The organism is Pontixanthobacter luteolus (genome assembly GCF_009828095.1).
GTDB lineage: Bacteria > Pseudomonadota > Alphaproteobacteria > Sphingomonadales > Sphingomonadaceae > Pontixanthobacter > Pontixanthobacter luteolus.
In genome coordinates this window covers 827,054-851,475 of the sequence record NZ_WTYP01000001.1, presented here as the reverse complement: position 1 = coordinate 851,475, position 24,422 = coordinate 827,054, and the positions used below count along the sequence as shown (strand labels likewise).

Here is a 24,422-nt window from a genome sequence, read left to right as displayed (position 1 = left end):
ATAACCCACCGTGCAGCGCTTTCGACCCCATATTGAAGCGCGCGCTGTCACCCTTGCTTGATTTCACTAGGAAAATAAAGGGTCTTGACCCGGATTTGTGGTGCACGTCACAATTTTGGACGCTTTGGACTTGCCTGAAATTACCCAAATGAAGGTCAATCCGAAATCTTGAGAAAAGGAAGCCTTTGTTTTTTGGGTTTTAATCGGCAACCAGATTTACACGAGACGGGATTGACGAACCGCAGCAGCAATGAACCCATCAAACAGTGGATGAGGTTCAAAGGGCCGGGATTTTAGTTCCGGGTGGAACTGCACACCGACAAACCAAGGGTGCTCAGGCCGTTCGACGATCTCTGGAAGAAGTCCATCGGGCGACATTCCCGAGAATACCAGTCCACAACCCTCAAGTGATTCGCGGTAAGCTGCGTTGACTTCGTAGCGATGCCGATGCCGCTCGGAGATGTCCGTCTTCCCGCCGTAAATAGCACTGACATGGCTGTTGGGAGAAAGTTTCGCGTCATAGGCACCCAGGCGCATGGTACCGCCCAGATCGCCATCCTCGGCGCGTTTCTCCAGCCCTTCTTTGCCCATCCATTCAGTGATGATGCCGACCACCGGTTCCTCGGTCGGGCCGAACTCGGTTGAAGATGCCTTGTCGTGTCCGGCAAGACGGGCGCCTTCGATGCATGCCATTTGCATGCCAAGGCAGATGCCAAAAAATGGCACATTGCGTTCACGTGCAAAACGCACGCTCGCAATTTTGCCTTCGCTTCCGCGTTCACCGAACCCGCCGGGCACAAGGATTCCGTGCAGCGGCTCGAGCTTTGAAGCGATCGCAGCATCATCTTCTTCGAAGACTTCTGCATCAATCCAGCGGATGTTGACCTTGACCCGGTTTGCAAGGCCGCCGTGGATCAGCGCTTCATTCAGCGATTTATACGCATCCTGCAGGCCGACATATTTGCCTACAACGCCGATTGTAACCTCGCCCTCAGGATTGAAGAACCGATCGGTCACATCATCCCAGCGCGAAAGGTCCGGGTCGGGTGCGTCGGTAATCCCGAAACCGCGGAGAACCTCTGTATCCAGGCCTTCCTGATGGTATTGCAGCGGGACGGAATAGATCGACGGCGCATCGAGGGCCGGGATCACTGCTTCCTGCCGCACGTTACAGAATTGCGCGATCTTGCGCCGCTCGCTCTCGGGTATTTCGTGTTCGCTGCGGCAAAGCAGGACGTCCGGCTTGATCCCAAGCGATGCCAGTTCACGCACAGAGTGCTGTGTCGGCTTGGTCTTCAGCTCGCCCGCTGCGGCGATATAGGGCACCAGCGTCACGTGGACGCTCAGCGTCTGGAACGGTTCAAGTTCGTTCCGCAGCTGACGGATTGCCTCCATAAACGGCAGCGATTCGATGTCCCCGACCGTTCCGCCAATTTCGCACAGGACGAAATCGAGCCCCTCTGTCTCCGAGACAGCGAATTCCTTGATCGCGTCGGTTACGTGCGGGATCACCTGTACGGTCGCGCCGAGGTAATCGCCGCGGCGCTCCTTCGCGATAATGTCCTGATAAATCCGCCCGCTGGTCACATTGTCGCTCTGCCGGGCAGACACGCCCGTGAAGCGTTCATAGTGACCAAGATCCAGGTCGGTCTCCGCACCGTCGTCGGTAACGTAGACTTCGCCGTGTTGATACGGGCTCATGGTTCCGGGATCGACGTTCAGATAGGGATCAAATTTCCTGATCCGTACACTGTAGCCGCGCGCCTGCAGCAATGCTGCAAGACTTGCTGCCATGAGACCTTTGCCGAGCGAGGAGACCACGCCGCCGGTGATAAATATGTACCGCGCCATGGGAGTTGGGCCTTAAGACTGGAATCGGAGTCGGCGCAAGCACATTGCTGCGCAGGCGCGCATCCATCCACAAGTGTTATTGAAAAAGATTAGTTATCGAGGTCCGCGAGCGGGTCGTCTGACGGGGCTTCGACCGGAGCGGCAGCCGGTGCAGCTTCGCCAGCGGCAACCGAGCGATCAACGGTGGATGTGATTTCACCCGTGCCGCTGGATTCCACCGCAATCGCTGCAAGGGCGATCGACAACACCACGAACGCAATCGCCAGCCATTTTGTCGAACGGCTGAGGAAATCGGCAGCGCCGCGCGCACTCATCATCCCGTTCGGGCTCCCGCCGACACCCAGACCGCCGCCTTCCGAGCGTTGCATCAGGATGACTATGACCATTGCAAAGGCAATCAGTGCCTGAACGACGGTGAGAAACAGAAACAGGGACATATTTGATTACTCTTGGTTGATTGCCGCAGCATGTAAGCGCCAGACAGCCCGAGGGCAAGGCGCTGCTCTATCGTTACTGGTCCTGCGCCTCGGCGGCAGCAAGGACGATGCCGAGGAAACTTTCAGCCGCCAGGCTGGCGCCGCCCACCAGAGCCCCGCCCACACCATCGACTGCAAGCAATTCCTTTGCATTGTCCGGCTTCACCGAACCGCCATACAGAATGCGAACCTGCGCTGCGTGATCTTCGCCATACAAGTCGACAAGTGTCGAGTGGATCGAACTATGCATCGCTGCAATATCATCCAGTGTGGGGGTCCTGCCCGTGCCGATCGCCCAGATCGGTTCATAGGCAACGGTAAGCTGGTCAGTAGGATTGTCGAGCACATCGGGGAGCGATTCCCGGATCTGCTTTGTGACAAACGCCTCGGCATCGCCAGCATCTCTTGTGGCTTCGCTCTCGCCGCAGCAGAGAATTACGCGCATCCCGGCCTCGACGGCAGCGGTGATTTTCGCGCGAATCAGTTCGCTGCTTTCGTTATGGTTTTCGCGGCGTTCGCTGTGACCGAGGATCACGAATTTCGCGCCTGCGTCTGCAACCATCGATGCGGAGATGTCGCCGGTATTGGCACCATCGACGCCTGGGTGGCAGTCCTGCGCCCCCACACCGATCTGTTCAACTTCGCGATGGACAGCGTGAATCAGTGTGTACGGAGGGGCCAATGCGACCTCCACTTTCATCAGTCGCTGCGACGAACGGTCGATCGCGCGCACTTCGGAAAGCATCGCACGGGTCCCGTTCATTTTCCAATTGCCAACAATATAGGGCCGCTCGGCCATGCTAAGTTCCTGAAATACTTGAATATGGGGGTAAAGGTGAATCGGTCTCGCCACTATATGGGGCTAAGCGCAAGGTTCGCTAGACGGAGTTTTCCTTTAGGTCAAAAGACTTGGCAACCTGTTGCCGCGAGGTCGCAGGGCCGATAAAGGCTTTGGCCAAACTGTTCCCAGAGCCGCATGCGAGATCGGCGGCTCTCAATCTGGATGTAGACCCAAGCATGATTTCCCTCATTCGCAAAATGTTCCAGTCCAAGCTGGGCATCTTCCTGACCCTAGCGTTTCTGGCGGTTATCGCCTTCGCCTTTGCCAGCGCGGATGTATCGACGCTTGGCGGCGGCGGGGTCGCTTCGGGCGAACAAGTGGCCGTAGTTGGCGACGATAAGATCAGCGCTTCGGATTTGTCCCGTGCGGCTTCAGCCGCTGTGGATAACGCCCGGCAGCAGAACCCGACACTGTCGATGCAATCCTTTGTCGAGCAGGACGGGTTGGAAACTGTGCTGGATCAACTGACCGAGCGGTTTGCCATCTCGGCATTTGCAGAACGGTTTGGTCTGAGGGCAGGCACCAATCTGGTGAACAGTGAAATCATCAACATCCCGGCATTTCGCGGTTCAGACGGCAATTTCGACGAAGAAACCTACCGTGCTGCGCTGGGCCAGCGCGGCATGAGCGAAGCATTCTTCCGCGATGATCTTCGCGCTGGCCTGCTTGCTCGTCAGTTGCTCGTTCCCGCCTCTTTCGGCGCAAAAACCCCGGATAAGTTTGCCGTGCGTTATGCATCGCTGCTTCGCGAGAGCCGTGAAGGTGCGATCAGCATTATCCCAGCGGCAGCATTCGCGCCGACCAATGATCCGACCGATGCGCAGCTGAAGGCTTTCTACGAAGAGACCCGCGGTGACTATATCCGTCCGGAACGCCGTGTGATCCGCTACGCAACGTTCAGCAGCGACGCCCTGGGCGACCGCGCAGAACCAACGGCACAAGAAATCGCTGCTTATTACGAAGAAAACCGCTCGGTCTATGCGCCAAGCGAGACACGTACCATGACTCAATTGATCGTCCCGACCCAGCAGGCTGCAGCCGCGATTCAGCAACGCGTAAGTGCAGGCGGTTCGCTGGAAGCCGCCGCACGTGAAGCAGGCCTTCAGACAGCCAAGATCGGACCGGTAACCCGGGCTGACCTTTCCGCGCAGGCATCGGCAGCAGTCGCCCAGGCAGTATTCACCGCGGATCGGGGCGCCATCGCTGCTCCGGCACGCAGCGGGCTCGGCTTCCATGTTGCGCGGGTCGACCAGATCGACCGCAAGGCTGGCCGTAACCTTGAACAGGCACGCCCTGAAATTCTCACGGCACTGCGGCAGGACAAACGCCGCCGTGCACTGGCCGATCTGGCCGCCGAGATCGAAGAACGCATCGATGATGGCGCTGCGCTCAGCGAAGTCGCTGACGATATGAGCTTGGAGCTGGTTTCAACGAAACCGGTGACCGGCGCGGGGATCGTCTATGGCAGCACTGCACAAGAACGTATCCCTGACGTGCTGGCCCCTGCCCTGCAGACGGCGTTTCAAATGGATGAGAGCGAACCACAATTGGCCGAGATCGTACCCGGCCAGACATATCTGGTTTTTGAAGTTTCCGACATCACGGATTCGGCTGCGGCCCCTCTCGCTGAAATCAAGCAAGGCGTGATAGGCGCATGGAAACTGTCCGAAGGCACGAAAAAAGCGAAAGCTGCCGCTGACCGCATTCTCAAGCGGGTTGAAGGCGGCGATACTCTTGCCGCTGCGGCGCAGGCAGAAGAGACAACCCTGCCCCGGCCCGATGCGGTAAAACTGACCCGCGCTCAGCTGGCCCAGATGGGCGGCCAGGTGCCTGCACCTCTCGCGCTGTTCTTCAGCATGGCGGAAGGCACCACGAAACGCCTTGAAGCCCCGCGGGACGGCGGCTGGTTCGTCATTCGCCTTAACGACATCGAAGCTGGCACGATCGCAACCGACGATCCGCTGTTCGAGCAGACGAAGCGCGAATTGAGCATCCAGAGCGGGCGCGAATACGGCGCTCAGCTGCGTACGGCGATCAGCAAGGAAATGGGCATCGACAAGAACGAAGCGGCGATCGAGGCTCTGCGCAAGCAGCTCAGCGGCGATCTCTGATCTGTTCATGACCTTTCGATGAGCAGCGCCGGCAAAGCAGATCTTGAGAACAGCGATTCCGCGCGAGCTCAGCTCAGCGCGGGGAAGCCGGCGCTCGTTTGGCGCAAGATCATCGCCGATACCGAAACGCCGGTCGGCGCTGCGGTCAAGCTGATCGAACCGGGGCGCGGGGATTTCCTGCTGGAATCCGTAGAAGGCGGCGAAATTCGCGGGCGTTACAGCCTGCTGGGACTCGACCCTGATCTGATTTTCAAGGCGTCGGGCGCGTCGGCATCGATCAACCGCATCTGGAAGCATGACCGCGATGCTTTTGCAGATGCACGCGATGATAGCGTCGCAGCCTTGCGCGCTCTGGTCGAAGAATGCCGCATCGATGTGCCCGATGCCCTGCCACCCGCCCTCGCCTGCTTGGTCGGTTATTTTGGATATGAAACCATCGGCCTGGTGGAAAAATTGCCACGCGCACCGGACAACGATCTGGGCCTGCCGGACATGCTGTTCGTACGCCCGACCGCAATTTTGGTGTTCGATGGCCTGACTGAAGAGCTGTTCGCAATCGCGCCGCTATGGGCGGACGGTTCAGACATTGAGCGCGCGCTGGAACGCGCTGCGGACCGTATCGACGATATCCTGAGCAGGCTGAATTTACCCGCCAGGGAAACCGTTTCTGCCGTCGATCTCCCTGAAATGGAGCTGACCCCGACAATGGCCAGCGGCGAATATGCCCGGATGGTCCTGCGTGCAAAAGAGTACATCGAAGCGGGTGATATTTTCCAGGTTGTGCTGGCGCAGCGCTTTACCTGCCCCTTCCCGCTTCCGCCATTGGCGCTTTACCGTGCGCTGCGCCGGGTCAATCCATCACCGTTCCTCTATTTCCTGGATCTTCCGGGGTTTGCGGTTGTCGGCTCCAGCCCTGAAATTCTCGTCCGCGTCCGCGATGGCCAGGTTACGATCCGCCCGATTGCAGGAACCCGGCCTCGCGGTGAAAACCCGGAGGCTGACCGGGAAGCCGAAAAGAGCCTGCTTGCCGATGCAAAGGAGCGGGCCGAACATCTGATGCTGCTCGATCTGGGTCGAAACGATGTCGGCCGCGTCGCATCTCAGGGCAGTGTGGAGGTCACCGACAGCTTCACGGTGGAGCGGTACAGCCACGTCATGCATATCGTAAGCAATGTGGTCGGCAATCTGGCCCCGGAACATGACGCGATCGATGCCATGTTTGCCGGGTTCCCGGCTGGAACAGTCAGCGGCGCGCCCAAGATCCGCGCTTGCGAGATTATCGCGGAACTGGAGCCGGAAACCCGCGGCGCGTATGCCGGCGGTGTCGGATATTTCGCGCCTGATGGGTCGGTGGATAGCTGTATCGTCCTGCGTACCGCTGTCGTGAAAGACGGCGTGATGAACGTTCAGGCCGGCGCAGGGATCGTCGCCGATAGCGACCCGGCTTATGAGCAGCGCGAATGCGAGGCAAAAGCCGGTGCACTGATCGCCGCCGCACGCGAGGCTGCTCGCGTGGCAGAGGAAGCGGGGTTCGGGCAATGAGAGCGCTTCTTGTCCTTGCATCTGCCGTACTGCTCTCTGCTTGCGAGCAGGACCCAGAGGGCACCCCTGTGATGCGGACAGAAATCGGCAGCGGTGTCGCAGATGAAAGCGTGCAGACAACCGGCACCACTGCAAGTTCGTCGGACTGTGAACGCACGACATTTGAAGGTGCTTCATTCACCCATTGCATCGCAGACCCTTCCAAACACCGTATTACCGTGGATCTTGGTCCTGACGGCGGCGATCCGTATCGCAGCCTCCCCAATCTTGCCGCTGGACGCCCGGCGGATGCCGCCCTTGTCGCTTTTGCCGTGAATGGCGGAATGTTTGACAAGGTAGGCAAGCCAATCGGTTATTACGTCGAAGGCGGAGACAGGCTGAAGGAATTGAACCGTGCCGATGGCCCCGGAAATTTCCACCTCAAGCCCAATGGCGTCTTCTTCGGCACCGCTGGTAAATGGGAAGTCCGCACGGCCAACGATTTCTATTCAAATGTAGGTGACCGGCCCGCCTTCGGCACACAATCCGGACCGATGCTGGTTGTGGCTGGAAAATTGCACCCTGAGATTGCAGAGGATGGCCCATCCAAGGCCGTTCGGAACGGTGTCGGAGTGGATACTGAAGGCCGTGCGCACTTCGTCATCTCCGATGGAGCGGTGTCTTTCGGTATTCTTGCACGATATTTCCGGGACGAGATCAAGACGCCCAATGCCCTGTTCCTTGACGGGAACGTTTCCCAATTATGGGACCCGGCAAGCAAGCGGCTGGACAATGGCGCAGCCATCGGCCCCTTGATTATCGTTGAGCACCGCGAATAGCGGCAGACAGATCATGATCCTAGTCATAGACAATTACGACAGCTTCACTTTCAACCTCGTCCATTACCTTATGGAACTTGGCGCGGACGTCGAAGTGAAGCGCAACGACGCACTCTCCGCGAGCGAGGCAATCGCGACCGGTGCTGAAGGTTTCCTGATTTCACCAGGTCCCTGCACACCATCCGAGGCCGGGATTAGCCTGGACCTTGTTGCCGCGTGCGCCGAGGCGAGTAAACCTCTGCTGGGCGTGTGTCTGGGCCATCAGTCGATCGGGCAACATTTCGGCGGCTCTGTTGTGCGCGGCGGACTGATGCACGGAAAGACTTCACCGGTTAGCCATGACGGTACCGGTGTGTTCGAAGGGTTGCCTTCACCCTATACTGCCACCCGCTATCACTCTCTGATTGTCGAGGATATCCCAGACAGCCTTGTGGTCAACGCCACCAGCGAAACGCCTGGGCTCGACGGTGTTTGTGCGATGGGTTTCCGCCACCGGACGCTACCCATTCACGGGGTGCAGTTTCACCCGGAAAGCATCGCGACCGAGCACGGTCACGCCCTGCTTGCCAATTTCATGCGTATTTGCGGCCTGATGCCGAAGGACCTTTCATGAAGCACCTGCCGCTCGCCGTACCGCATATGAACGAAGCAGAAGCCGAAGAAGTGTTCGGCTGGATCCTCGACGGCGAAGCGAGCGACGAGGAAATCGCCCGTTTCCTGCTTGCCATGACCGAACGCAGTGAAACGGCGGACGAGATTGCCGGCGCCGCGCGGGCGCTGCGCGCCCGCTACATTCCTGTGTCCGGTCCGGACAACGCGATCGACGTATGCGGCACAGGCGGCGATGGCCACCACACGCTTAACGTATCGACCGCAGTCGGGCTGGTCGTCGCAGCATGCGGCGTACCCGTAGCACGGCATGGCAACCGCGCGATTTCATCGCTTTCCGGCGTCGCCGACACTCTGGAAGTCCTCGGGCTGGATATGGCCGCAGCGGGGCGCACTGCGGAAAAGACACTGGCCGAAATCGGCATCTGTTTCCTGTTTGCCCCCAACCATCACCCGGCGATGGTGCGTATCCAGCCAATTCGCAAACAATTGGGCCGCCGTACCATCTTCAACCTGATGGGTCCGCTGTCCAACCCTGTGGGCGTGAAGCGCCAGCTGATCGGTATCGCGCGCCCGGGCTATGTGTCGATCTATGGCGAAGCCGCCGCAAGACTGGGAACCGAGCGCACTTTCATCGTCTCGGGCGATGAGGGGCTGGATGAATTGAGCCTCGCCGGCGGGAACGAACTGGCCGATGTAACCGGTAACGAGTTTGCCATGAAGCGCGTCGATGCGGCATTGGCGGGTTTGGACCACGCGCCGCTCGAGGCGATCCGCGGCGGTGATCCGGCACACAATGCCAAGGCGCTGGCCGCGCTGCTGGATGGCGACCACAGCGCCTATCGTGAAACGGTCCAGTTCAATGCCGCTGCCGCACTGGTGGTGGCGGGCCGGACAGAAGACTGGTCAGAAGGCGCCGCCATGGCCGCAGAAGCGCTCGACAGCGGCGGCGCAAAAACACTGCTGGCGCGCTGGATCGAGATGGCGAAGTGAACAAACTCGAAGAAATATGCGCGGTAAAGCGCGGCGAAGTTGCTGAACGCAAGGCTGCGATATCTTTGACGGAGCTTGAACAGTGCGCCACAGAACAAACAAGGCCGCGAGGTTTTCGCGCCGCCTTGGAAGCAAGGTCTGCGGCCGGATTTGGACTGATCGCCGAGATCAAAAAGGCATCCCCTTCAAAAGGCCTGATCCGCGAAGACTTCCGCCCTGCCGAACATGCAAAGCAGTATGAACTTGGCGGCGCGGCATGTCTTTCGGTGCTGACGGACGCGCCCTATTTCCAAGGTCACGAGGATTATCTTGTCGCGGCCCGCTCAGCGTGTTCCTTGCCCGCACTGCGCAAGGATTTCATGGTCGACACTTGGCAAGTCGCGGAATCGCGCGCCCTTGGCGCGGACGCGATCCTGATCATCGTTGCTGCGCTGGAAGATGGCCAGATGGCTGAAATCGAGCACGCCGCGATTGAGCATGGTATGGATGTCCTGGTCGAGGTGCATGACGAAGCAGAAATGGAACGCGCCGCCAATCTGAAATCGCGTTTGATCGGTGTAAACAACCGCGACCTGAAGCGTTTCGTTACAGATCTGGCCGTCACAGAACGCTTGGTCCCGTTCGCTCCTGAAGGCTCGCTTCTGGTGGGGGAAAGCGGCATTTCCAGCCATGAAGATTGTCAGCGCCTCGCAAAATCGGGGGTACGCTGTTTCCTCGTCGGTGAAAGCCTGATGCGTCAGGAAGATGTCACCGCCGCCACCCTCACGTTGCTGGAAGGATAAGGAACGGCAATGAGCAAGCTCACCCATCTCGACGAAAGCGGTAGCGCGCATATGGTTGATGTGGGGGGTAAAGCCGAAACCAGGCGCGCCGCCGTCGCAGAAGGCAGAATTACCATGTCTCCGATGGCTCTCGAAGCGGTAAGGAATGGAAACGCACCGAAAGGCGATGTTCTGGCAACCGCGCGTATCGCTGGCATTATGGCCGCCAAGAAGACCAGCGACCTCATACCGCTGTGCCACCCGCTGCCGATCAGTTCGGTCGATATCGACTTCCGGTTTCTCGATGACGCAATCTTCGCTCGCACCGAAGTCCGGCTGACCGGGAAAACCGGTGTCGAAATGGAAGCGCTGACCGCCACCTCAGCAGCTCTGCTGACGATCTACGATATGGCTAAAGCCCTGGACAAGACGATGGTCATCGGCGGGGTCAGATTGCTTGAGAAATCCGGCGGAAAATCGGGCGATTGGAAGGCACAGGAATGAGCGACTTGCTGCCACTACATGTGGCGCAACGACGCCTTCTGGACCTCATCCACCCTACCGCGGCAGAAACCGTGCCACTGGCGCAGGCGCATCGCAATTATCTTGCCGCGCCTCTGGTCGCCAATAGGACGCAGCCCGCAGTCCGGCTGTCCGCGATGGACGGTTTTGCAGTCTGCGGTGACGGCCCGTGGACAGTAATCGGTGAAAGCCGCTGCGGTTCACCGTTTCAGGGGCCGATCGCTGCGGGGCAGGCAGCGAGAATATCGACCGGCGCGCATACCCCGTCCGGCACAGATGCGATTGTCCTCGTTGAAGACGCCAAGCTTGATGCAGAGACACTGAGCACCGCGCGAGCCGTGGATACTGGATGTTTCCGCGATGCAGGGTCGGATTTTCGATCAGGCGAGAAGCTATTGGATGCAGGCTCCCGCTTCGATGCGCCGCATATGGCTCTCGCGGCCATGGCCGGAGTGGCCCATGTCACGGTCCGAAAACCGCCGCTTGTGGCGATAATCGAATGCGGTGATGAACTGACAGCAGAGATCGGCGATTGCGCCCCTCACCTCATTCCTGCGACAAACGGCCTCATGCTTGAAATGCTGGCAACTGGCGAACATTGCCGCATTACCAGAGGTGAACCTGTGGCCGACAAGCTCTCAGCGCTGGCCGATGCACTGGAGGCTGCCAGCGAACATGATCTGGTGGTGTTTAGCGGGGGCGCCTCCGTTGGCGATCATGACCTGGTCCGGCCAGCTCTTGATGCCGTTGGCGGAAAGATCGACTTCTGGCGGATCGCGATGAAGCCGGGCAAGCCGCTGATGGTTGCCAGTCGGGGCACACAAATCATCCTGGGGTTGCCGGGCAATCCTGCGTCCAGTTTTGTGACCGGGTTCTTGTTTATGCTGCCCGCAATCCGAAAAATGCTCGGCGCAGACGCATGCATTCCGAAACCGCTGATGGTCCCATGCGCGATGCCGCTTTCTGCGACAGTTGGCCGCCGCACATTCACACGCGGTGTGATGCAAGACGGCATGGCACATCCGCTTTCAAATCAGGACAGCGGCGCCTTGGCCGCACTCGCCAACTCAGACATCCTGATTGAAAGGCCGGAGCATTCCCCGGCGCTCAAAGCGGGAACGGATGTTCCGGTCTACTTCATCAAAAATGGCGGAATTGCTTGACCAGAGCAAGAAGGTTGCCTAATTGTTCCGCATTCGTTCGCATTTGTGCGAGCGGATCGACAAGGGCGACAGAGGAGCATGCGCCATGCTGACGGCTAAGCAGCACGAATTGATTTTGTTCATCCAGAAACGTCTGGAAGAATCGGGAATTTCCCCCTCTTTCGAAGAGATGAAGGAAGCGCTCGACCTAAAGAGCAAATCCGGTGTCCACCGCCTTATCTCCGCATTGGAAGAGCGCGGATTTATTCGGCGGCTGCCAAATCGAGCGCGCGCCCTCGAAGTTCTCAAGAACCCTGAAGATGCGGTGCCGGGCATCGCCGCAGCCGCGCCAGCAAATGATGTCGTATCACGGACAAGGTCGGCTCCTGCGCCGCAACCCGCACCGGCGAACGATGTGATCGAGCTTCCTCTCCATGGTCGCATTGCGGCGGGCGCACCGATCGAAGCGCTGGAGGGGCAGAGCAGCCTGCCTGTTCCAGCAGCACTGCTTGGCCCAGGCGATCATTATGCTCTCGAAGTTTCGGGTGATTCCATGATCGAAGCAGGCATTTTCGATGGCGACTTCGCACTGGTCAAACGCACCGACACTGCGCGGGATGGCGAGATCGTCGTGGCACTGGTGGATAATGAGGAAGCTACTCTGAAATATCTGCACCGCGATGGCGGAATGGTCCGGCTTGACCCGGCAAACCCGTCGCATTCGCCGCAGGTTTACCAGCCTGGTCAGGTTCAGGTTCAGGGCAAACTTGCCGGCTTGCTTCGCCGGTATCACTGAGTTTTCATTCAACCGGCATGAGGGAGCGGGTCAGTCCCGCTCCCCTCGCCACCAGCCATGGTCGCCCTGCGCATCGGCCACGCTGTTATAGGTCCCATTGGTTAGATTGATTGCCAGACCTCCCGTTCGATCAAGCATCCGTCTGTCGGCCTTGAGCCATTTGGGTTTGCATGATCGCGGCAGGTATCTGTCGGCTATTACAATGTCCGACCGGTCGCATGCTGCGGCAAGTGCTCGCTCCTCGATACGGATGTTGCTGCGAGCCATCAGGACTTGCCACGTCCGCCCCTCTCTTGTGACGGGCAGGACGCAGAAGTCCGGGCTGCAATTTGCATCAGGCCACTTACCGAGAGGTACCGGCTCGCCGTCCATCCCCGCCAGCTCCAGCAAGTTGTCTCTGGCATAATCGCTTCTGCTCTCGCGCAGAACGAGCAAGCGGTCGCCCTCGCCTGCAACCCCCACATGCCGGCCATCACCGGAGACGAGCAGATCGGGGACTGGGCTTGCGAGAAACAGCATTGCCGCCAGAACCACTGGGACGAAACCAAGCAACCGGACGCGCCCGCGCCACAGCGCCAGCCAAATCCCGCCAGACACAAACAACGCAAAGATGCCTCCGTCCATTTCGGGCATCAGCTTGACAGCACCTGGCTGCGACGCAGTGAAATGCGCAATACCGATCAGAATCTCCAGAGACTTGCCTGCAGCCCACCATGCCGGCGCGCCCAGCCCGAAAATATCGAGAAAGAGCGCCAGCCCGATCAGCGGCATGGAGAAGAAAGTCGTTAGCGGTATGCCCACAACATTCGCAAATGCACCGTAGACCCCGGCCCTGTGAAAATGAAAAAGCACGATCGGCATCAGCGCGATTTCAATCACCATTCCGGTAACCAGCAACATCACCGCTCGCCGCCCGCTTCTGGAAAACCACGATTCCTCTCGCGGAGCCAGATAGGCCTGTACCGGGGCGGAATTGTGCAATGCGACGATGGCCAGCACCGCTGCGAAACTCATCTGAAAGCTTGGTCCAACCAGAGACTCAGGCCAAAGGAAAAGCACGAACAGCGCTGCTGCCGCGACCATTCGCAGCGACAAGGGTTCACGGCCAAGAGCAAGCGCCGCGAGCACGAGTATTGCCCCGACGCAGCTTCTGACTGTCGGGACCTCCGCACCTGTAAGCAAAGTATATCCGACACCCGCTAGCGCAGCAAAACCTGCTGCCACGAGCGGAAGCCGCGCGCGAAGTGCGAGCCACGGCCATAGCGCTAATAGTTTGATAGCAATCAGATAGGCAGCAGCGATCACGGCGCTGACGTGCAGGCCGCTGATTGATAACAGGTGGGTCAGCCCGGCATCGCGCATCGCCTCTTCATCCGCATCGCTGATCGAGCCGCGGTCCCCGCTGGCCAGTGCCGAAGCGATTGCGCCGGCCGATCCGTCCAATTGGCTCCGTACATGGCTGGCAAGTTGGCGCTGCGTGCTGGCCAAGGCATCTGTCTCATTCGCAGGCTCGACCACCGCAATGTCGCCGAGAACCGATCCGGTCGCTGCAAGCCCTGCAAACCATGCGGTGCGCGAAAAATTGTACGCTCCGGGAAGCATCGGAGGCGCAGGAGGCATCAGTCGCGCCCGCAGCCTCACCACAGAGCCTTCCAGCAAGTCAGCCTGATCTGCACTTTGCGGCACGTTTACTCGGATTTTCAGAGCATCTCCTGATGCCGGATCGCGCGTGGCAAGCACCAGTCTGACCCGGTCCCGCGCGGGCTGTTCGTCGCGCTCCAATATCCTTCCGGTCAAAACCGTAACTTGGGGGCGCTCGATGGCGTCAGCCCCCACGATCTCCGACCGCGCCCAAACCACGCTCAATCCCAGTGTGATCATCAGCAGGATCGCTATGGCAGATTGCCTCAAAACCGGATGGCGTTCGTGCCTCCAACCCCAGCAGATTGCGGCAATGGCTGCGCCTGAGCATAGGATCAGCACAGCGCCCCATTCCCAAAAATTTTCCAACTGGAACCACAGCGCGATACCGATAGCGAAACAGACGGTTAGCCACGGGCCTTTCTCAAAGCCCGCGCGATTGAGAAATTGTTCCAAAACAGCTGCAATGCTGGACAATTGCGGCAAGCTAAGCCATTGGCGCTGCACTGCAGCATTGGCATCGTCCGGCGGCTCATTTGACTCATCATCAAAGGGTACTTGAACTTCGCTGGCAGCCATGCGGACTATTTGAAAGGAAACAGTCGGTTATGGCAAGCAATAGCGCGGCCAAAGACAACACGGTGGTGACCCGTTTCGCACCATCGCCCACAGGTTTCCTGCACATTGGCGGCGCGCGAACCGCATTGTTCAACTGGCTCTTCTCACGCCACCACGGCGGCAAGGCACTGCTGCGTATCGAGGATACCGATCACAAGCGTTCCACACAGGAAGCAATCGACGCTATCCTGGATGGTCTGAACTGGCTCGGCCTGGATTATGACGAGGAACCGGTTTTCCAGTCATCGCGTGCTGACCGGCATGCTGAAGTCGCAAACAAGCTGCTCGAAAACGGCCATGCCTATCGATGCTATGCGACTACGGAAGAGCTTGAGCAAATGCGCGCAGAACAGCGCGCAGCCAAGCAGCCCCTGCGCTATGACGGCCGCTGGCGTGACCGAGACCCGTCCGAAGCACCGCAGGATGCACCTTTCACGGTACGTCTGAAAACCCCGACCGAGGGTGAAACCGCTATCGAGGACCTGGTCCAGGGCCGGGTCACTGTACGCAACGAGGAAGTTGACGATTACATCATCCTGCGCGCTGATGGCACGCCCACTTACATGCTGGCAGCGGTGGTCGATGATCACGACATGGGCTGCACGCACATCATTCGCGGCGATGATCACCTGAACAATGCGTTTCGCCAATTGCCGATTTATCGCGCAATGGATGCGATTGAAGGTGGATGGAGCGATCCCACCTATGCCCACATCCCACTGATCCACGGCAGCGACGGCGCTAAACTGTCGAAGCGCCACGGCGCGCTGGGGGTCGAGGCATACCGCGACGAGATGGGCATCCTTCCTGAGGCTTTGTTCAACTATCTGCTGCGCCTTGGCTGGGGTCATGGTGACAAGGAAGAAATCACCCGCGAAGAGGCTATTGAACTTTTCACCCTGGACGGAGTGGGGAAAAGCCCCTCGCGTTTCGATCTCAAGAAACTTGAAAACCTGAACGGGCACTACATTCGCGAAGCGGACGACACCCGGCTCGCCGAACTGGTCGCTGACGAGATTGGCAATGAGGCAGACGCCGCTCTGCTCGCTCAGGCCATGCCGGTGCTCAAAACCCGCGCAAAGAATATCAATGATCTGGTTGAGGGATCGGCATTTCTTTTCGCCAAACGGCCATTGGAAATGACTGAAAAGGCGGGGAAGCTGCTGACGGACGACGCAAGATTGTTGCTCGGGAAGCTGTCCTCGCGCCTCAAGTCGGAAAACAACTGGACAATCGAGGCTCTCGAAGCCACTACGAAAGCACTTGCAGAGGAGCTCGAACTGGGCCTCGGCAAATTGGCGCAGCCTATGAGAGCGGCGCTTACCGGAACGACCACGTCACCCGGGATTTTCGATGTGCTGGTCCTGTTGGGACGAGATGAATCGCTCGCGCGGATAGACGCGCAAGCCGCGTCGTGAAGGCGCACACGGAAACCCGGTTTAAGGAGAATAATGTTGGCGGATAAACAGGCAAAACTGGATTTCGGCGGTCAAACCTACGACTTCCCGGTATTAGAGGGCAGCACTGGCCCGGACGTAATCGACATCAGGAAACTGTACGGCCAGACAGGCGCGTTCACTTTCGATCCCGGTTACAAGTCGACGGCTAGCTGTGAAAGCGCCCTGACCTATATCGATGGTAACGAAGGCGTGCTGCTGCACCGCGGTTATCCCATTGGCCAGCTGGCTGAACATTCCAGCTTCATGGAAACTGCCTATCTGCTGCTGAATGGCGAACTGCCGTCGGGCGATGAGCTGGATGATTTCACCTACACGATCACCCGTCACACGATGCTGCACGATCAACTACGCCAGTTCTATCAGGGTTTCCGCCGTGATGCGCACCCGATGGCAATCATGTGCGGCGTGGTTGGCGCGCTCTCGGCTTTCTATCATGACAGCACGGACATTTCCGACCCTGAGCACCGGAAGATTTCCAGCCACCGTTTGATCGCAAAGATGCCGACAATCGCGGCGTGGGCCTACAAATATTCGATCGGGCAGCCTTTCCTGCAGCCTGACAATTCGCTCAGCTACACCGGCAATTTCCTGCGCATGACTTTCGGCGTTCCTGCTGAGGAATACGAAGTTATTCCTGCTGTCGAGAAGGCGATGGACCGGATCTTCATCCTCCATGCCGATCACGAGCAAAACGCTTCGACCTCCACCGTCCGTCTCGCAGGTTCTTCCGGCGCCAACCCGTTTGCCTGCACCGCGGCCGGCATTGCCTGCCTTTGGGGCCCGGCACATGGTGGTGCGAACGAGGCAGCGCTCAATATGCTCCGCGAAATTGGGACTCCCGACCGCATCCCGCATTATATCGAGCGTGCCAAGGACAAGAACGATCCGTTCCGTCTGATGGGCTTCGGTCACCGTGTTTACAAAAACTATGATCCGCGTGCGACAGTGATGCAGAAGACCGTTCGTGAGGTCTTCGACGCACTCAAGGTCAACGATCCGGTCTTTGAAACGGCTCTTGCCCTCGAAGAAATGGCGCTCAACGACGATTACTTCAGAGAGAAGAAGCTCTTCCCGAACGTAGACTTCTACTCCGGCGTCATCCTGTCGGCGATCGGCTTCCCGACGACCATGTTCACCGCACTGTTCGCGCTTGCACGTACAGTCGGCTGGGTCGCCCAGTGGAACGAAATGATCTCCGATCCAGGCCAGGTTATTGGTCGCCCTCGTCAGCTGTACACCGGCCCGACCGAGCGCGACTACGTGCCTGTAGGCAACCGGTAATCAGAACAGAATGGAAGTGTCAGCCTGCTTCGGCAGGCGGCACATCCAGTATGAAGCGCGCCCCTTTGTCGGGCGCGCTTTTTACTGTCAGGTCCCCGCCCATTGCGCGGGCAATCTTGCGCGAAATGTACAGACCGAGGCCAGAACCGCCGTCTCCGCTGCGGCCAAGCCGTTCGAATTTCTTGAACACGACAGCTTGCTGTTCCTCCGACAGGCCCTTCCCTTCGTCGGAAACGCTGGCCTGCGCGCCAAACTTGGTCAGCCTTGCTGAAATCTCGACTTCCGAACCCTCAGGGGCATAGCGGATAGCGTTGCCCACCAGATTGAGCAGAATCTGCAGCGCGCGGCGGAACTCAGCTGTCGCAGGAACCGAGATTTCCGGACCCGGCGCTTTCAGCGAAATCGACCGTTCTTTTGCCCGCACCCCGAGGATACCCGCAGCGCGGCGCGCCACATCGGCTAGATCAATCTGATCCGGCGCGGTGGTAAAGTCTTCTGACTCGACAACTTCCAGATCGGCGAGATCCTCTATCAACGACATCAGGTGCTGCCCTGCGGTCGCAATATCGGCGGCATATCCGCTGTATTCTTCCGACAGCGGCCCCGCCATTTTAGAGCGGATCGTTTCTGCATTGGCGATAATGCGAGCGATCGGCTGACGCAGAACCGGTGAAAGATCTCGCCCGATCGAATGCATAGTATCCGGCTTTGGCTCCGCGAGCGGCTTTCGCCGGTCGACGAGCGGACGATCCGCAACCAGATACAGGTCGAAACCGCTACTGCCCGGCTCGGGCCGCCCGAGTGGAACAAGACTTGCCGTCCAGATACGGTCGGACCCTTCGACAGTGCACTGCGCACCGTCCAGCAGGCGCCAATGCATAGGCTGCTCATGCGTATTCGACGGGAATTCCACGAAATCGGTCCATGGGGTACCGCGCGAATGACGCATCCTAGCGGTCAGATCAGCAAGATCACGTGCTTCACTTTCGACGGTCAGAATGTTCTGTTTTGAATCGAGCCGAGCGTTTAGTTCGGCCACTGACTCGTCGACCGCCTGTCTGCGGGCCGCACTGGCCGCCTCGCTCTGTTCGGGCACCGGACTGGTCTGCCAGTTTGCTACACCGATATAGCAGCCGTCTCCGTCCTTGCGTGCAGGGGTGACTTCAACCCAGGCAGTGACAACGTCTTCACCATCGAACGCGCTAATTGAACGTGCGAGCTTAAGGTTGGATTGGCGGACTTTCAGAACCAGTTCGCGCAGTTCGGGAATCGCCAGGTCGCCCGGAATTTCTCCGCCGCAATTCTGCTGGAGCGATGCCAGAGGCTCCTGAGCCTCGACCAACCTGTCCGCCTCATCTGTGCGCGCGCGGGCGATGAAATTTCCGGAAAGTTTGTTCATCGGATCAAGCGGCCCCAAAGCCGTCTGACGATGCAAGCAACTGCGCTGCGCGGTCCACGCGAAGCATGTCGAAACCATCCGGGAGCGATATTTCCGGATGGATATGCACAAACTGCTCTTCGACTTCGCTCGGCTTTAATCCGGTTGCTCGTAGTGCGAGAGCGAGCCGTCCGAGCTGACGATCCGAGGTGGACATTGCCACGAGGTCGCGGCTTTGAGCGGTCGATAGCGCGACTGCGGTCAAGAAAATTGCGACCCCCGCATGGCTGATCGATAGCGCAGCCCGGCTCCCGCTGCCCATCCCTGACACCAGACGCGCGAGCAATCCGGCCCGTCCGTCGCCTTCATTATATGCACTTCTGAGCTGCTCTTCCACTTGGTCTGCGGTTTCTTCATTCTCACCGTTATCCAGCGCGCGCCAATGTTGGATCGCTGCATGGAACAGGTCGCCCGGCAATTCATTCAGCGGCAATTCCATGCGCCGCTGATGCTGGATAAAACGAGACTGCGCAGCGAGCACCGACATTGCCGTGCTCGATGTATTCGCGTCATCGGAAGACACCAATGCCTGCAACAGCGGTGAGAGCACCAGATCGATTGCGTTTCGCGATTCTAACCGTGCAGCCAACTGGCGTTCAACTGTCAGCGCATGCAGGTGAAACAGAAACTCGTTCTTGGAAAGGAGCGCTTCAACCAACGGATCGCGCCGCTGCTCGATATAGGCATCAAGGGCTTCTGTATTGACCGCTTTCGCCTGTGCGGAAAGCAATTGAGAAGCGATGCTGGCGGCCATGCCGCGAACCTGCGCAACGATCTCGTCACTGAAGAGCGAATTTGCCGAGCTCAGGACAAGATGCCCAAGAATAGGCGCAGTTGTACCGAGCACGGCATCGCCATGGGCGAGCTCTTCACGAAGTACGTTTTCTACCGGAATTCCGGCTTCGTGGTTTGCGGTGGTATCGCTCATCCCGCTGCCTTAGCCCAGTATGGTTAAACCTGCGTTATCCTCGACGGCAAAGATCGCACCAATGCAAAAAGCATGAGAATTGCTGCAACCACCTGAGAAATAAGGGTAATATTCCCAAAAGCTGCCGCCGCGCACAGGATCGCCAGCAGTAGCCCCCTGTCTTGGAAAAAATCCCGCAGATTCGGACCCGAAAAATCATGGGTCTTCGCCGCCAGAACACGCAGCAAGCCGAGCAGCATGAACACCGCAAAAAATGCCGCAATCTTCTTGGATGGGGGAACTGTCGCAAGCGCCAACATGATGATCAACGCATCCACCACCACCAACAGGCCTGGGGCCGACAACCGATTGAGCCGTTTCGCTTCAAGCCCGTCGCTGACTATCGACGACAATGTGCCGGCGAAACGGCCCGAGAACCAGGTTATGGCGGCTATTCCGAGACCGGCGACGGGGTATCCAGCCCAACCGGCGGCCGCTGCGCCTATCAGGGACGCAATGGAGATTGCCGCCCCCGCACGAATAGCCTTTTGCGGGCGGGTATGCCGCTTGAGCACTGACAAGGCGGTGCGGTCTGCGATCGAACTGGTAAGTGCAGCGAACGATGCCGGATTGACAGCTTTCGCAAGCCAGCGTTTTTCGAACTTGGCCGCCGAACCTGAGGAGTTGACCAGCGCCCAGCTATCATCGGCGAGCATCTCGGCAGAAACTTCTGCTGTGATTGATCCCGATTGCAAGGCAAGCCTGAGCAAAGTCGAAACCGGATCGATATCGCGCGGCATATCTGCCAACCGCTCAACGAGGGCTCCTGCCGCGATCATCACACCGGCCCAGGCGCGGTCACGGTCCAACCGTTCGAAACCCAACGGCACGCCACGGTCGGCGGGCAAGGTCAGTACTTTGCGCCCTTCCCCTAAAACTTCATGAGCCACGGACTGGTCGAAAACCACTCCGTCACCAATCACCAACAGCTTGTCGTCTGACTTGACCATCCCGGACAGTGGCCGCGCATCGCGGATGATCTGAAACTGAGCTCCGCGACTTTCCGCGAATGACTGCAAGTCCATCAATTCAGGCGAAATGCTGTCCGACAGGCACGCAATCCGCTCGCAGCCGAATGCGAGCGCAAATTCCATCTGTCGCTGCAATACGCTGCGGCCGCCAATGCGCATGAATGCACGCCGGCCCTCGTCCTCTGCGCCAAGCAATTCCAGCGATGAAAGCAATGCAACGCGCACCAGCAACCTCTCAATATCAAGAGGGCAGGTTTAGAGCGTTAAGGGTCAACAACCAAGCGTGAAGCCTGGTCCACGGGTTATGTGGTGCGAAAATTGCCGAGGAAGGTTTCGATCTTGCGAATCACCGTGGGTTCGCCCGGCGCGGAGTCAATTGCCTCCTCGGCTAACAAGATAAGCTCATCCGCGTGAAAGCCGGCTGCAACACCCTTGAGCCGAAGAGCCGCAATGTTCCAGTTCGCGTCGCATCGTGATCGTTTCAGCAAGTCAACCTGCCGCTCGACACTGTCTGCGAATGCACCGCGCAATTCAGCCATCAGCGCCGGATCTTCCCCCGCTGCTGCTGCTAAAGTCGCGTCAAGACTGCCGTTTTCATACAACATAAGTAGATTAACTAATCGCGTCAGGGTTAAGATGGGGTTTCACTCCTGTGGAAAAGTGGTAGATTCCAAGAATGACCGGGGGAAACCATATCCGGGCCATTGGCCCCGAAGAGCCGCAAGATGCGCAGTCGGACACTGTCTCGATGGAGACGGAAGACAGCCTCGTGCTTGAAGAAGAATATTATGAAGAGTGGCAGGATCCCGATGCTGCTGGCCCGCGATTTGGATGGTTGGTGCCCACCCTCGCGGTCTTGGCGATCGCAGGCTGGACCGGTTTTTACGGTTGGGCAAACCAGTCTGACATTCTGGTAGGCGGAACGCCGCAGCAATGGACCGGGTGGATCACCGCATGGGCCATTCCGGTATTGCTGGTAGTGTCCCTGTGGATGCTCGCGATCCGCAACAGCCGCCACGAGGCTGCTCGCTTTGGCGCGGTTGCGCGCACCCTGTCAGACGAGTCCGCCTTGCTGGAAGAGCGTCTGAAGACGGTTAACCGGGAACTCAGCCTCGCACGCGAATTTCTTTCGTCGCAGTCACGGGAATTGGAATCGCTCGGCCGTGTATCGAGCGAACGCCTGTCGACCAATGCAGAACATCTCCAGTCGCTGATCATTGAGAACAGCGGCCAGATCGATACGATCGCAAGCGTGAGCGATATCGCTCTCGAAAACATGAGTAAATTGCGTGACGAACTGCCCGTCATTGCCAATTCGGCGAAGGATGTTTCGAACCAGATCGGAACTGCAGGCCGCACTGCCCACGGACAAATCGCCGAACTGGTGATCGGTTTCGAACGTCTCAATGATTTCGGCAAAGCAAGCGAAACGCAGGTTGGCTCCATTCAAGAGAAGATCAACAGTGCCCTAGCTGGGTTCGAAGCGCAAACCGATCAATTGGAAACCATCGCGAACGAACGCTTCGGTGCGCTGCGCGAAAAGAGTGACGAGTTTCGCGGTGAACTGGATAGCCGCGAGGTGGAAGCCATCGCCGCGATCCGCCGCCGCGCAGATGCGCTGGCCGAGGAATTCAAGGCCACTCGCGAGAGCCTGGAACAGGAGGAAGAAGAGGCCCTACGATCTCTCCGCCTGCGTCTCAATTCAATGCGCGATGAAGCTGCAACCGTCGGAAATTCGGTTCAGGAAACCGAGACAAAGGCGCTCGACCTTTGGCAGAACCGCGTTGAAACGCTGAAAAAGCAACTGCTCGATGCGATCGACGAAATTCAGGGCATCGATCAACGTGCGCTGGAATCCGCCAATGCGAAACTGGCGGCCCTGACAAGCGAAGCAGAGGCAATCGACGCCAATATCGCGCACCGCGATTCCGTGCTGACGGAGAAGATCAATTCCCGCCGCGAGACGATGGAAGCCGATGAAGCGAAAGCCATCGAGGCGCTCGGCAAACAGCTCGCCGCGCTTGACCACGAACTTGCCGAGCGGCGCGAAAAACAACTGGCCGATGCCGATACGCTGGCAGAGCGCAGCGAAGGCATTGCCGCTCGCATTGACAGCCTCCGTACCGCAATGCGCGAGGTTGCGGAGATCAGCGACGATACACAGACCCGTGTCGCGCAGAATGCCGATGCGTTGGCGAGCAATCTCGAACGCAGCCGCTCTACTCTCGGCGGAGTAGATGAAGCGGTTGCTGCCCTCACCGATAGCAGCGTGCGCCTGCTGGAACTTATCCAGGCGAGTACGCAGCATAGTCAGCAAGACCTGCCGAACGCTATCGCGGAGGCCGAAGCTCGGCTTGAGCAGGCAAAGCAAGGCGCTGTCGAGCTTGGTTCAATCGTGGATGCTGCCGGCGGAAAGAGCGAAGAACTTTCGAACTACGTCATTGCAGCTCAGGAAACCGGCCGCGATACTATCGCTGAAATAGATACGTTGCGGGCAAAATTGATCGAAACCACTGCCGAAACCACCCGCATCGTCGGCGATTTGCGAAGCAGCCTGTCGGGAGTCAATGAAGAGAGCGACCTGCTGTCGCGCAATGCACAGACCCAGTTGCGGTCCGCGATCAGCGCGCTCGAAGAAGCAGCCCGGACCACTCCGCAGATTATCGAGACCGAGGCGCGCAAGAGCGCAGAAAACGTTGCCAGCTTTGTCGCCGCTGAAACCAGTGAAGCCATGGGCCGCACGATCGGCACCGCTGCTCGCGGATCGCTCAAGCAGCTTGAGGAAGCGGCAAGCAATGCAAGCAATGCAGGGCGCGATGTCGCCCGCCAGCTTCGCGATCAGCTGGCGAAGATCGATGAATTGGCCGGTAATCTGGAAACCCGTGTCGCCCGCGCCCGTGAGCAGGCCGAAGAGCAAGTCGGTAACGATTTCGCTCGCCGAGTTGCGCTAATCACCGAAAGCCTCAATTCAAACGCAATCGATATATCAAAGGCAGTCACAACCGATGTCAGCGACACGGCCTGGGCGTCATATTTGCGCGGTGACCGCGGTATCTTCACCCGGCGTGCGGTCAGGCTGCTCGACAACACGGAAGCGCGCGACATCGCCCAGATTTACGACGATGACGCTGATTTCCGCGAGAACGTCAGCCGGTACATCCATGATTTCGAAGCCATGCTGCGGACCATGCTGTCGACCCGCGATGGTAACGCACTTGGCGTTACCTTGCTCAGTTCCGACATGGGTAAACTGTATGTCGCGCTAGCACAGGCAATCGAACGGCTGCGCGACTGAGCGTGTCAGGAGGGCGTGCTGAGCAGGTCCTCAAACAGGTTTAGGAAGTCCGCGCCGATCCAGCCATAGACGTAGTTGAGCACGAACAGTGCGGTCAGCACTGCAGCTATGGCTGTCGCTACGATCACGTGCCTGCCCGGCCGGAAATTGGCTGGCGCGCTGTCGGCCTGACCGGGTATTTTCGGTATGCCGGCTTCATCATGCGTTTTCACGCCGAATGGGAGCATGACGAACGCTGTCATCACCCAGAATAGCGCATAGATTGCGATGATAGATGTAATCTGCATCG

21 protein-coding genes are annotated in these 24,422 nt (G+C 58.7%); 12 read left to right on the top strand and 9 right to left on the bottom strand.

Annotated elements, in window-relative coordinates:
- Positions 1–216: 216 nt before the first annotated feature.
- The 3 genes from GRI43_RS04055 to tpiA all read right to left on the bottom strand — a co-directional run bounded on the left by GRI43_RS04055 (position 217) and on the right by tpiA (position 3,126).
- Complete coding sequence (locus tag GRI43_RS04055) at positions 217–1,851, bottom strand: CTP synthase (protein ID WP_160729789.1); 1,635 nt, start codon at positions 1,849–1,851, stop codon at positions 217–219.
- An 89-nt stretch (positions 1,852–1,940) separates the two neighbouring features.
- Positions 1,941–2,282 (bottom strand): preprotein translocase subunit SecG, encoded by a 342-nt coding sequence (gene secG / locus GRI43_RS04050; protein WP_160730627.1) that lies wholly within the window; start codon positions 2,280–2,282, stop codon positions 1,941–1,943.
- Positions 2,283–2,361: 79 nt separating this feature from the next.
- On the bottom strand, positions 2,362–3,126 hold the full coding sequence (gene tpiA / locus GRI43_RS04045; protein ID WP_160729788.1) for a triose-phosphate isomerase: 765 nt from the start codon (positions 3,124–3,126) through the stop codon (positions 2,362–2,364).
- 218 nt (positions 3,127–3,344) lie between these two features.
- Here tpiA and GRI43_RS04040 point away from each other — a divergent pair, with 218 nt between their 5' ends.
- The 9 genes from GRI43_RS04040 to lexA all read left to right on the top strand — a co-directional run bounded on the left by GRI43_RS04040 (position 3,345) and on the right by lexA (position 12,462).
- Positions 3,345–5,279: a peptidylprolyl isomerase gene (locus tag GRI43_RS04040; RefSeq protein ID WP_160729787.1), complete on the top strand. Its 1,935-nt coding sequence runs from the start codon at positions 3,345–3,347 to the stop codon at positions 5,277–5,279.
- An 18-nt stretch (positions 5,280–5,297) separates the two neighbouring features.
- A complete protein-coding gene (trpE, locus tag GRI43_RS04035; protein WP_160729786.1) occupies positions 5,298–6,821 on the top strand; it encodes an anthranilate synthase component I in 1,524 nt (507 codons plus the stop codon).
- The gene (locus GRI43_RS04030) at positions 6,818–7,639 is read left to right on the top strand and encodes a phosphodiester glycosidase family protein (protein WP_160729785.1); all 822 of its coding nucleotides are present in this window, start codon (positions 6,818–6,820) and stop codon (positions 7,637–7,639) included. The genes trpE and GRI43_RS04030 overlap by 4 nt, the downstream gene beginning before the upstream one ends.
- A gap of 13 nt (positions 7,640–7,652) precedes the next feature.
- Positions 7,653–8,252, top strand: a complete 600-nt coding sequence (locus GRI43_RS04025) for an anthranilate synthase component II (protein ID WP_160729784.1) — start codon at positions 7,653–7,655, stop codon at positions 8,250–8,252.
- Positions 8,249–9,241: an anthranilate phosphoribosyltransferase gene (trpD, locus tag GRI43_RS04020; protein ID WP_160729783.1), complete on the top strand. Its 993-nt coding sequence runs from the start codon at positions 8,249–8,251 to the stop codon at positions 9,239–9,241. The genes GRI43_RS04025 and trpD overlap by 4 nt, the downstream gene beginning before the upstream one ends.
- Complete coding sequence (trpC, locus tag GRI43_RS04015; protein ID WP_160729782.1) at positions 9,238–10,023, top strand: indole-3-glycerol phosphate synthase TrpC; 786 nt, start codon at positions 9,238–9,240, stop codon at positions 10,021–10,023. Before trpD ends, trpC begins: the two co-directional genes overlap by 4 nt.
- A 9-nt stretch (positions 10,024–10,032) precedes the next feature.
- Positions 10,033–10,506, top strand: a complete 474-nt coding sequence (moaC, locus tag GRI43_RS04010; RefSeq protein WP_160729781.1) for a cyclic pyranopterin monophosphate synthase MoaC — start codon at positions 10,033–10,035, stop codon at positions 10,504–10,506.
- Positions 10,503–11,687: a molybdopterin molybdotransferase MoeA gene (locus GRI43_RS04005; protein WP_160729780.1), complete on the top strand. Its 1,185-nt coding sequence runs from the start codon at positions 10,503–10,505 to the stop codon at positions 11,685–11,687. Before moaC ends, GRI43_RS04005 begins: the two co-directional genes overlap by 4 nt.
- Before the next feature lie 85 nt (positions 11,688–11,772).
- Positions 11,773–12,462 (top strand): transcriptional repressor LexA, encoded by a 690-nt coding sequence (lexA, locus tag GRI43_RS04000; protein WP_160729779.1) that lies wholly within the window; start codon positions 11,773–11,775, stop codon positions 12,460–12,462.
- Positions 12,463–12,492: 30 nt separating this feature from the next.
- Here the strand turns inward: lexA and GRI43_RS03995 are convergent, their stop codons facing one another.
- Positions 12,493–14,682 carry a ComEC/Rec2 family competence protein gene (locus tag GRI43_RS03995; protein WP_160729778.1) on the bottom strand — a complete coding sequence of 730 codons (2,190 nt, stop codon included), beginning with the start codon at positions 14,680–14,682 and terminating at the stop codon, positions 12,493–12,495.
- A 29-nt stretch (positions 14,683–14,711) separates the two neighbouring features.
- Between GRI43_RS03995 and gltX the strand changes: the two genes are divergently transcribed.
- The gene (gene gltX / locus GRI43_RS03990) at positions 14,712–16,139 is read left to right on the top strand and encodes a glutamate--tRNA ligase (RefSeq protein ID WP_160729777.1); all 1,428 of its coding nucleotides are present in this window, start codon (positions 14,712–14,714) and stop codon (positions 16,137–16,139) included.
- 36 nt (positions 16,140–16,175) lie between these two features.
- Positions 16,176–17,462: a citrate synthase gene (locus GRI43_RS03985; RefSeq protein WP_202391650.1), complete on the top strand. Its 1,287-nt coding sequence runs from the start codon at positions 16,176–16,178 to the stop codon at positions 17,460–17,462.
- 19 nt (positions 17,463–17,481) lie between these two features.
- Here the strand turns inward: GRI43_RS03985 and GRI43_RS03980 are convergent, their stop codons facing one another.
- From GRI43_RS03980 to GRI43_RS03965, 4 genes are all read right to left on the bottom strand, one after another.
- Entirely contained in the window at positions 17,482–18,861 is a 1,380-nt protein-coding gene (locus GRI43_RS03980) for a sensor histidine kinase (protein WP_160729775.1), read from the bottom strand.
- Between the two features lie 4 nt (positions 18,862–18,865).
- The gene (locus GRI43_RS03975) at positions 18,866–19,828 is read right to left on the bottom strand and encodes a hypothetical protein (RefSeq protein WP_160729774.1); all 963 of its coding nucleotides are present in this window, start codon (positions 19,826–19,828) and stop codon (positions 18,866–18,868) included.
- A 23-nt stretch (positions 19,829–19,851) separates the two neighbouring features.
- Positions 19,852–21,069 carry a hypothetical protein gene (locus GRI43_RS03970; protein WP_160729773.1) on the bottom strand — a complete coding sequence of 406 codons (1,218 nt, stop codon included), beginning with the start codon at positions 21,067–21,069 and terminating at the stop codon, positions 19,852–19,854.
- A 71-nt stretch (positions 21,070–21,140) separates the two neighbouring features.
- Positions 21,141–21,443, bottom strand: coding sequence for an Hpt domain-containing protein (locus tag GRI43_RS03965; protein ID WP_160729772.1), 303 nt, complete (start codon positions 21,441–21,443; stop codon positions 21,141–21,143).
- Positions 21,444–21,514: 71 nt separating this feature from the next.
- Between GRI43_RS03965 and GRI43_RS03960 the strand changes: the two genes are divergently transcribed.
- Positions 21,515–24,133: a coiled-coil domain-containing protein gene (locus GRI43_RS03960; protein WP_160729771.1), complete on the top strand. Its 2,619-nt coding sequence runs from the start codon at positions 21,515–21,517 to the stop codon at positions 24,131–24,133.
- 5 nt (positions 24,134–24,138) lie between these two features.
- On the opposite strand, the gene GRI43_RS03955 is transcribed toward GRI43_RS03960, so the two are convergent.
- Positions 24,139–24,420, bottom strand: a complete 282-nt coding sequence (locus tag GRI43_RS03955; protein ID WP_160729770.1) for a DUF1467 family protein — start codon at positions 24,418–24,420, stop codon at positions 24,139–24,141.
- Positions 24,421–24,422 lie beyond the last annotated feature (2 nt).

Excerpts from the sequence above, each read along its gene's own strand:
- GRI43_RS04055 (WP_160729789.1), bottom strand. The coding sequence starts at position 1,851 with ATGGCGCGGTACATATTTATCACCGGCGGCGTGGTCTCCTCGCTCGGC.
- tpiA (WP_160729788.1), bottom strand. The coding sequence starts at position 3,126 with ATGGCCGAGCGGCCCTATATTGTTGGCAATTGGAAAATGAACGGGACC.
- GRI43_RS04040 (WP_160729787.1), top strand. The coding sequence starts at position 3,345 with ATGATTTCCCTCATTCGCAAAATGTTCCAGTCCAAGCTGGGCATCTTC.
- trpE (WP_160729786.1), top strand. The coding sequence starts at position 5,298 with ATGAGCAGCGCCGGCAAAGCAGATCTTGAGAACAGCGATTCCGCGCGA.
- GRI43_RS04030 (WP_160729785.1), top strand. The coding sequence starts at position 6,818 with ATGAGAGCGCTTCTTGTCCTTGCATCTGCCGTACTGCTCTCTGCTTGC.
- GRI43_RS04025 (WP_160729784.1), top strand. The coding sequence starts at position 7,653 with ATGATCCTAGTCATAGACAATTACGACAGCTTCACTTTCAACCTCGTC.
- trpD (WP_160729783.1), top strand. The coding sequence starts at position 8,249 with ATGAAGCACCTGCCGCTCGCCGTACCGCATATGAACGAAGCAGAAGCC.
- moaC (WP_160729781.1), top strand. The coding sequence starts at position 10,033 with ATGAGCAAGCTCACCCATCTCGACGAAAGCGGTAGCGCGCATATGGTT.
- GRI43_RS04005 (WP_160729780.1), top strand. The coding sequence starts at position 10,503 with ATGAGCGACTTGCTGCCACTACATGTGGCGCAACGACGCCTTCTGGAC.
- lexA (WP_160729779.1), top strand. The coding sequence starts at position 11,773 with ATGCTGACGGCTAAGCAGCACGAATTGATTTTGTTCATCCAGAAACGT.
- GRI43_RS03995 (WP_160729778.1), bottom strand. The coding sequence starts at position 14,682 with ATGGCTGCCAGCGAAGTTCAAGTACCCTTTGATGATGAGTCAAATGAG.
- gltX (WP_160729777.1), top strand. The coding sequence starts at position 14,712 with ATGGCAAGCAATAGCGCGGCCAAAGACAACACGGTGGTGACCCGTTTC.
- GRI43_RS03980 (WP_160729775.1), bottom strand. The coding sequence starts at position 18,861 with ATGAACAAACTTTCCGGAAATTTCATCGCCCGCGCGCGCACAGATGAG.
- GRI43_RS03975 (WP_160729774.1), bottom strand. The coding sequence starts at position 19,828 with ATGAGCGATACCACCGCAAACCACGAAGCCGGAATTCCGGTAGAAAAC.
- GRI43_RS03965 (WP_160729772.1), bottom strand. The coding sequence starts at position 21,443 with ATGTTGTATGAAAACGGCAGTCTTGACGCGACTTTAGCAGCAGCAGCG.
- GRI43_RS03960 (WP_160729771.1), top strand. The coding sequence starts at position 21,515 with ATGACCGGGGGAAACCATATCCGGGCCATTGGCCCCGAAGAGCCGCAA.
- GRI43_RS03955 (WP_160729770.1), bottom strand. The coding sequence starts at position 24,420 with ATGCAGATTACATCTATCATCGCAATCTATGCGCTATTCTGGGTGATG.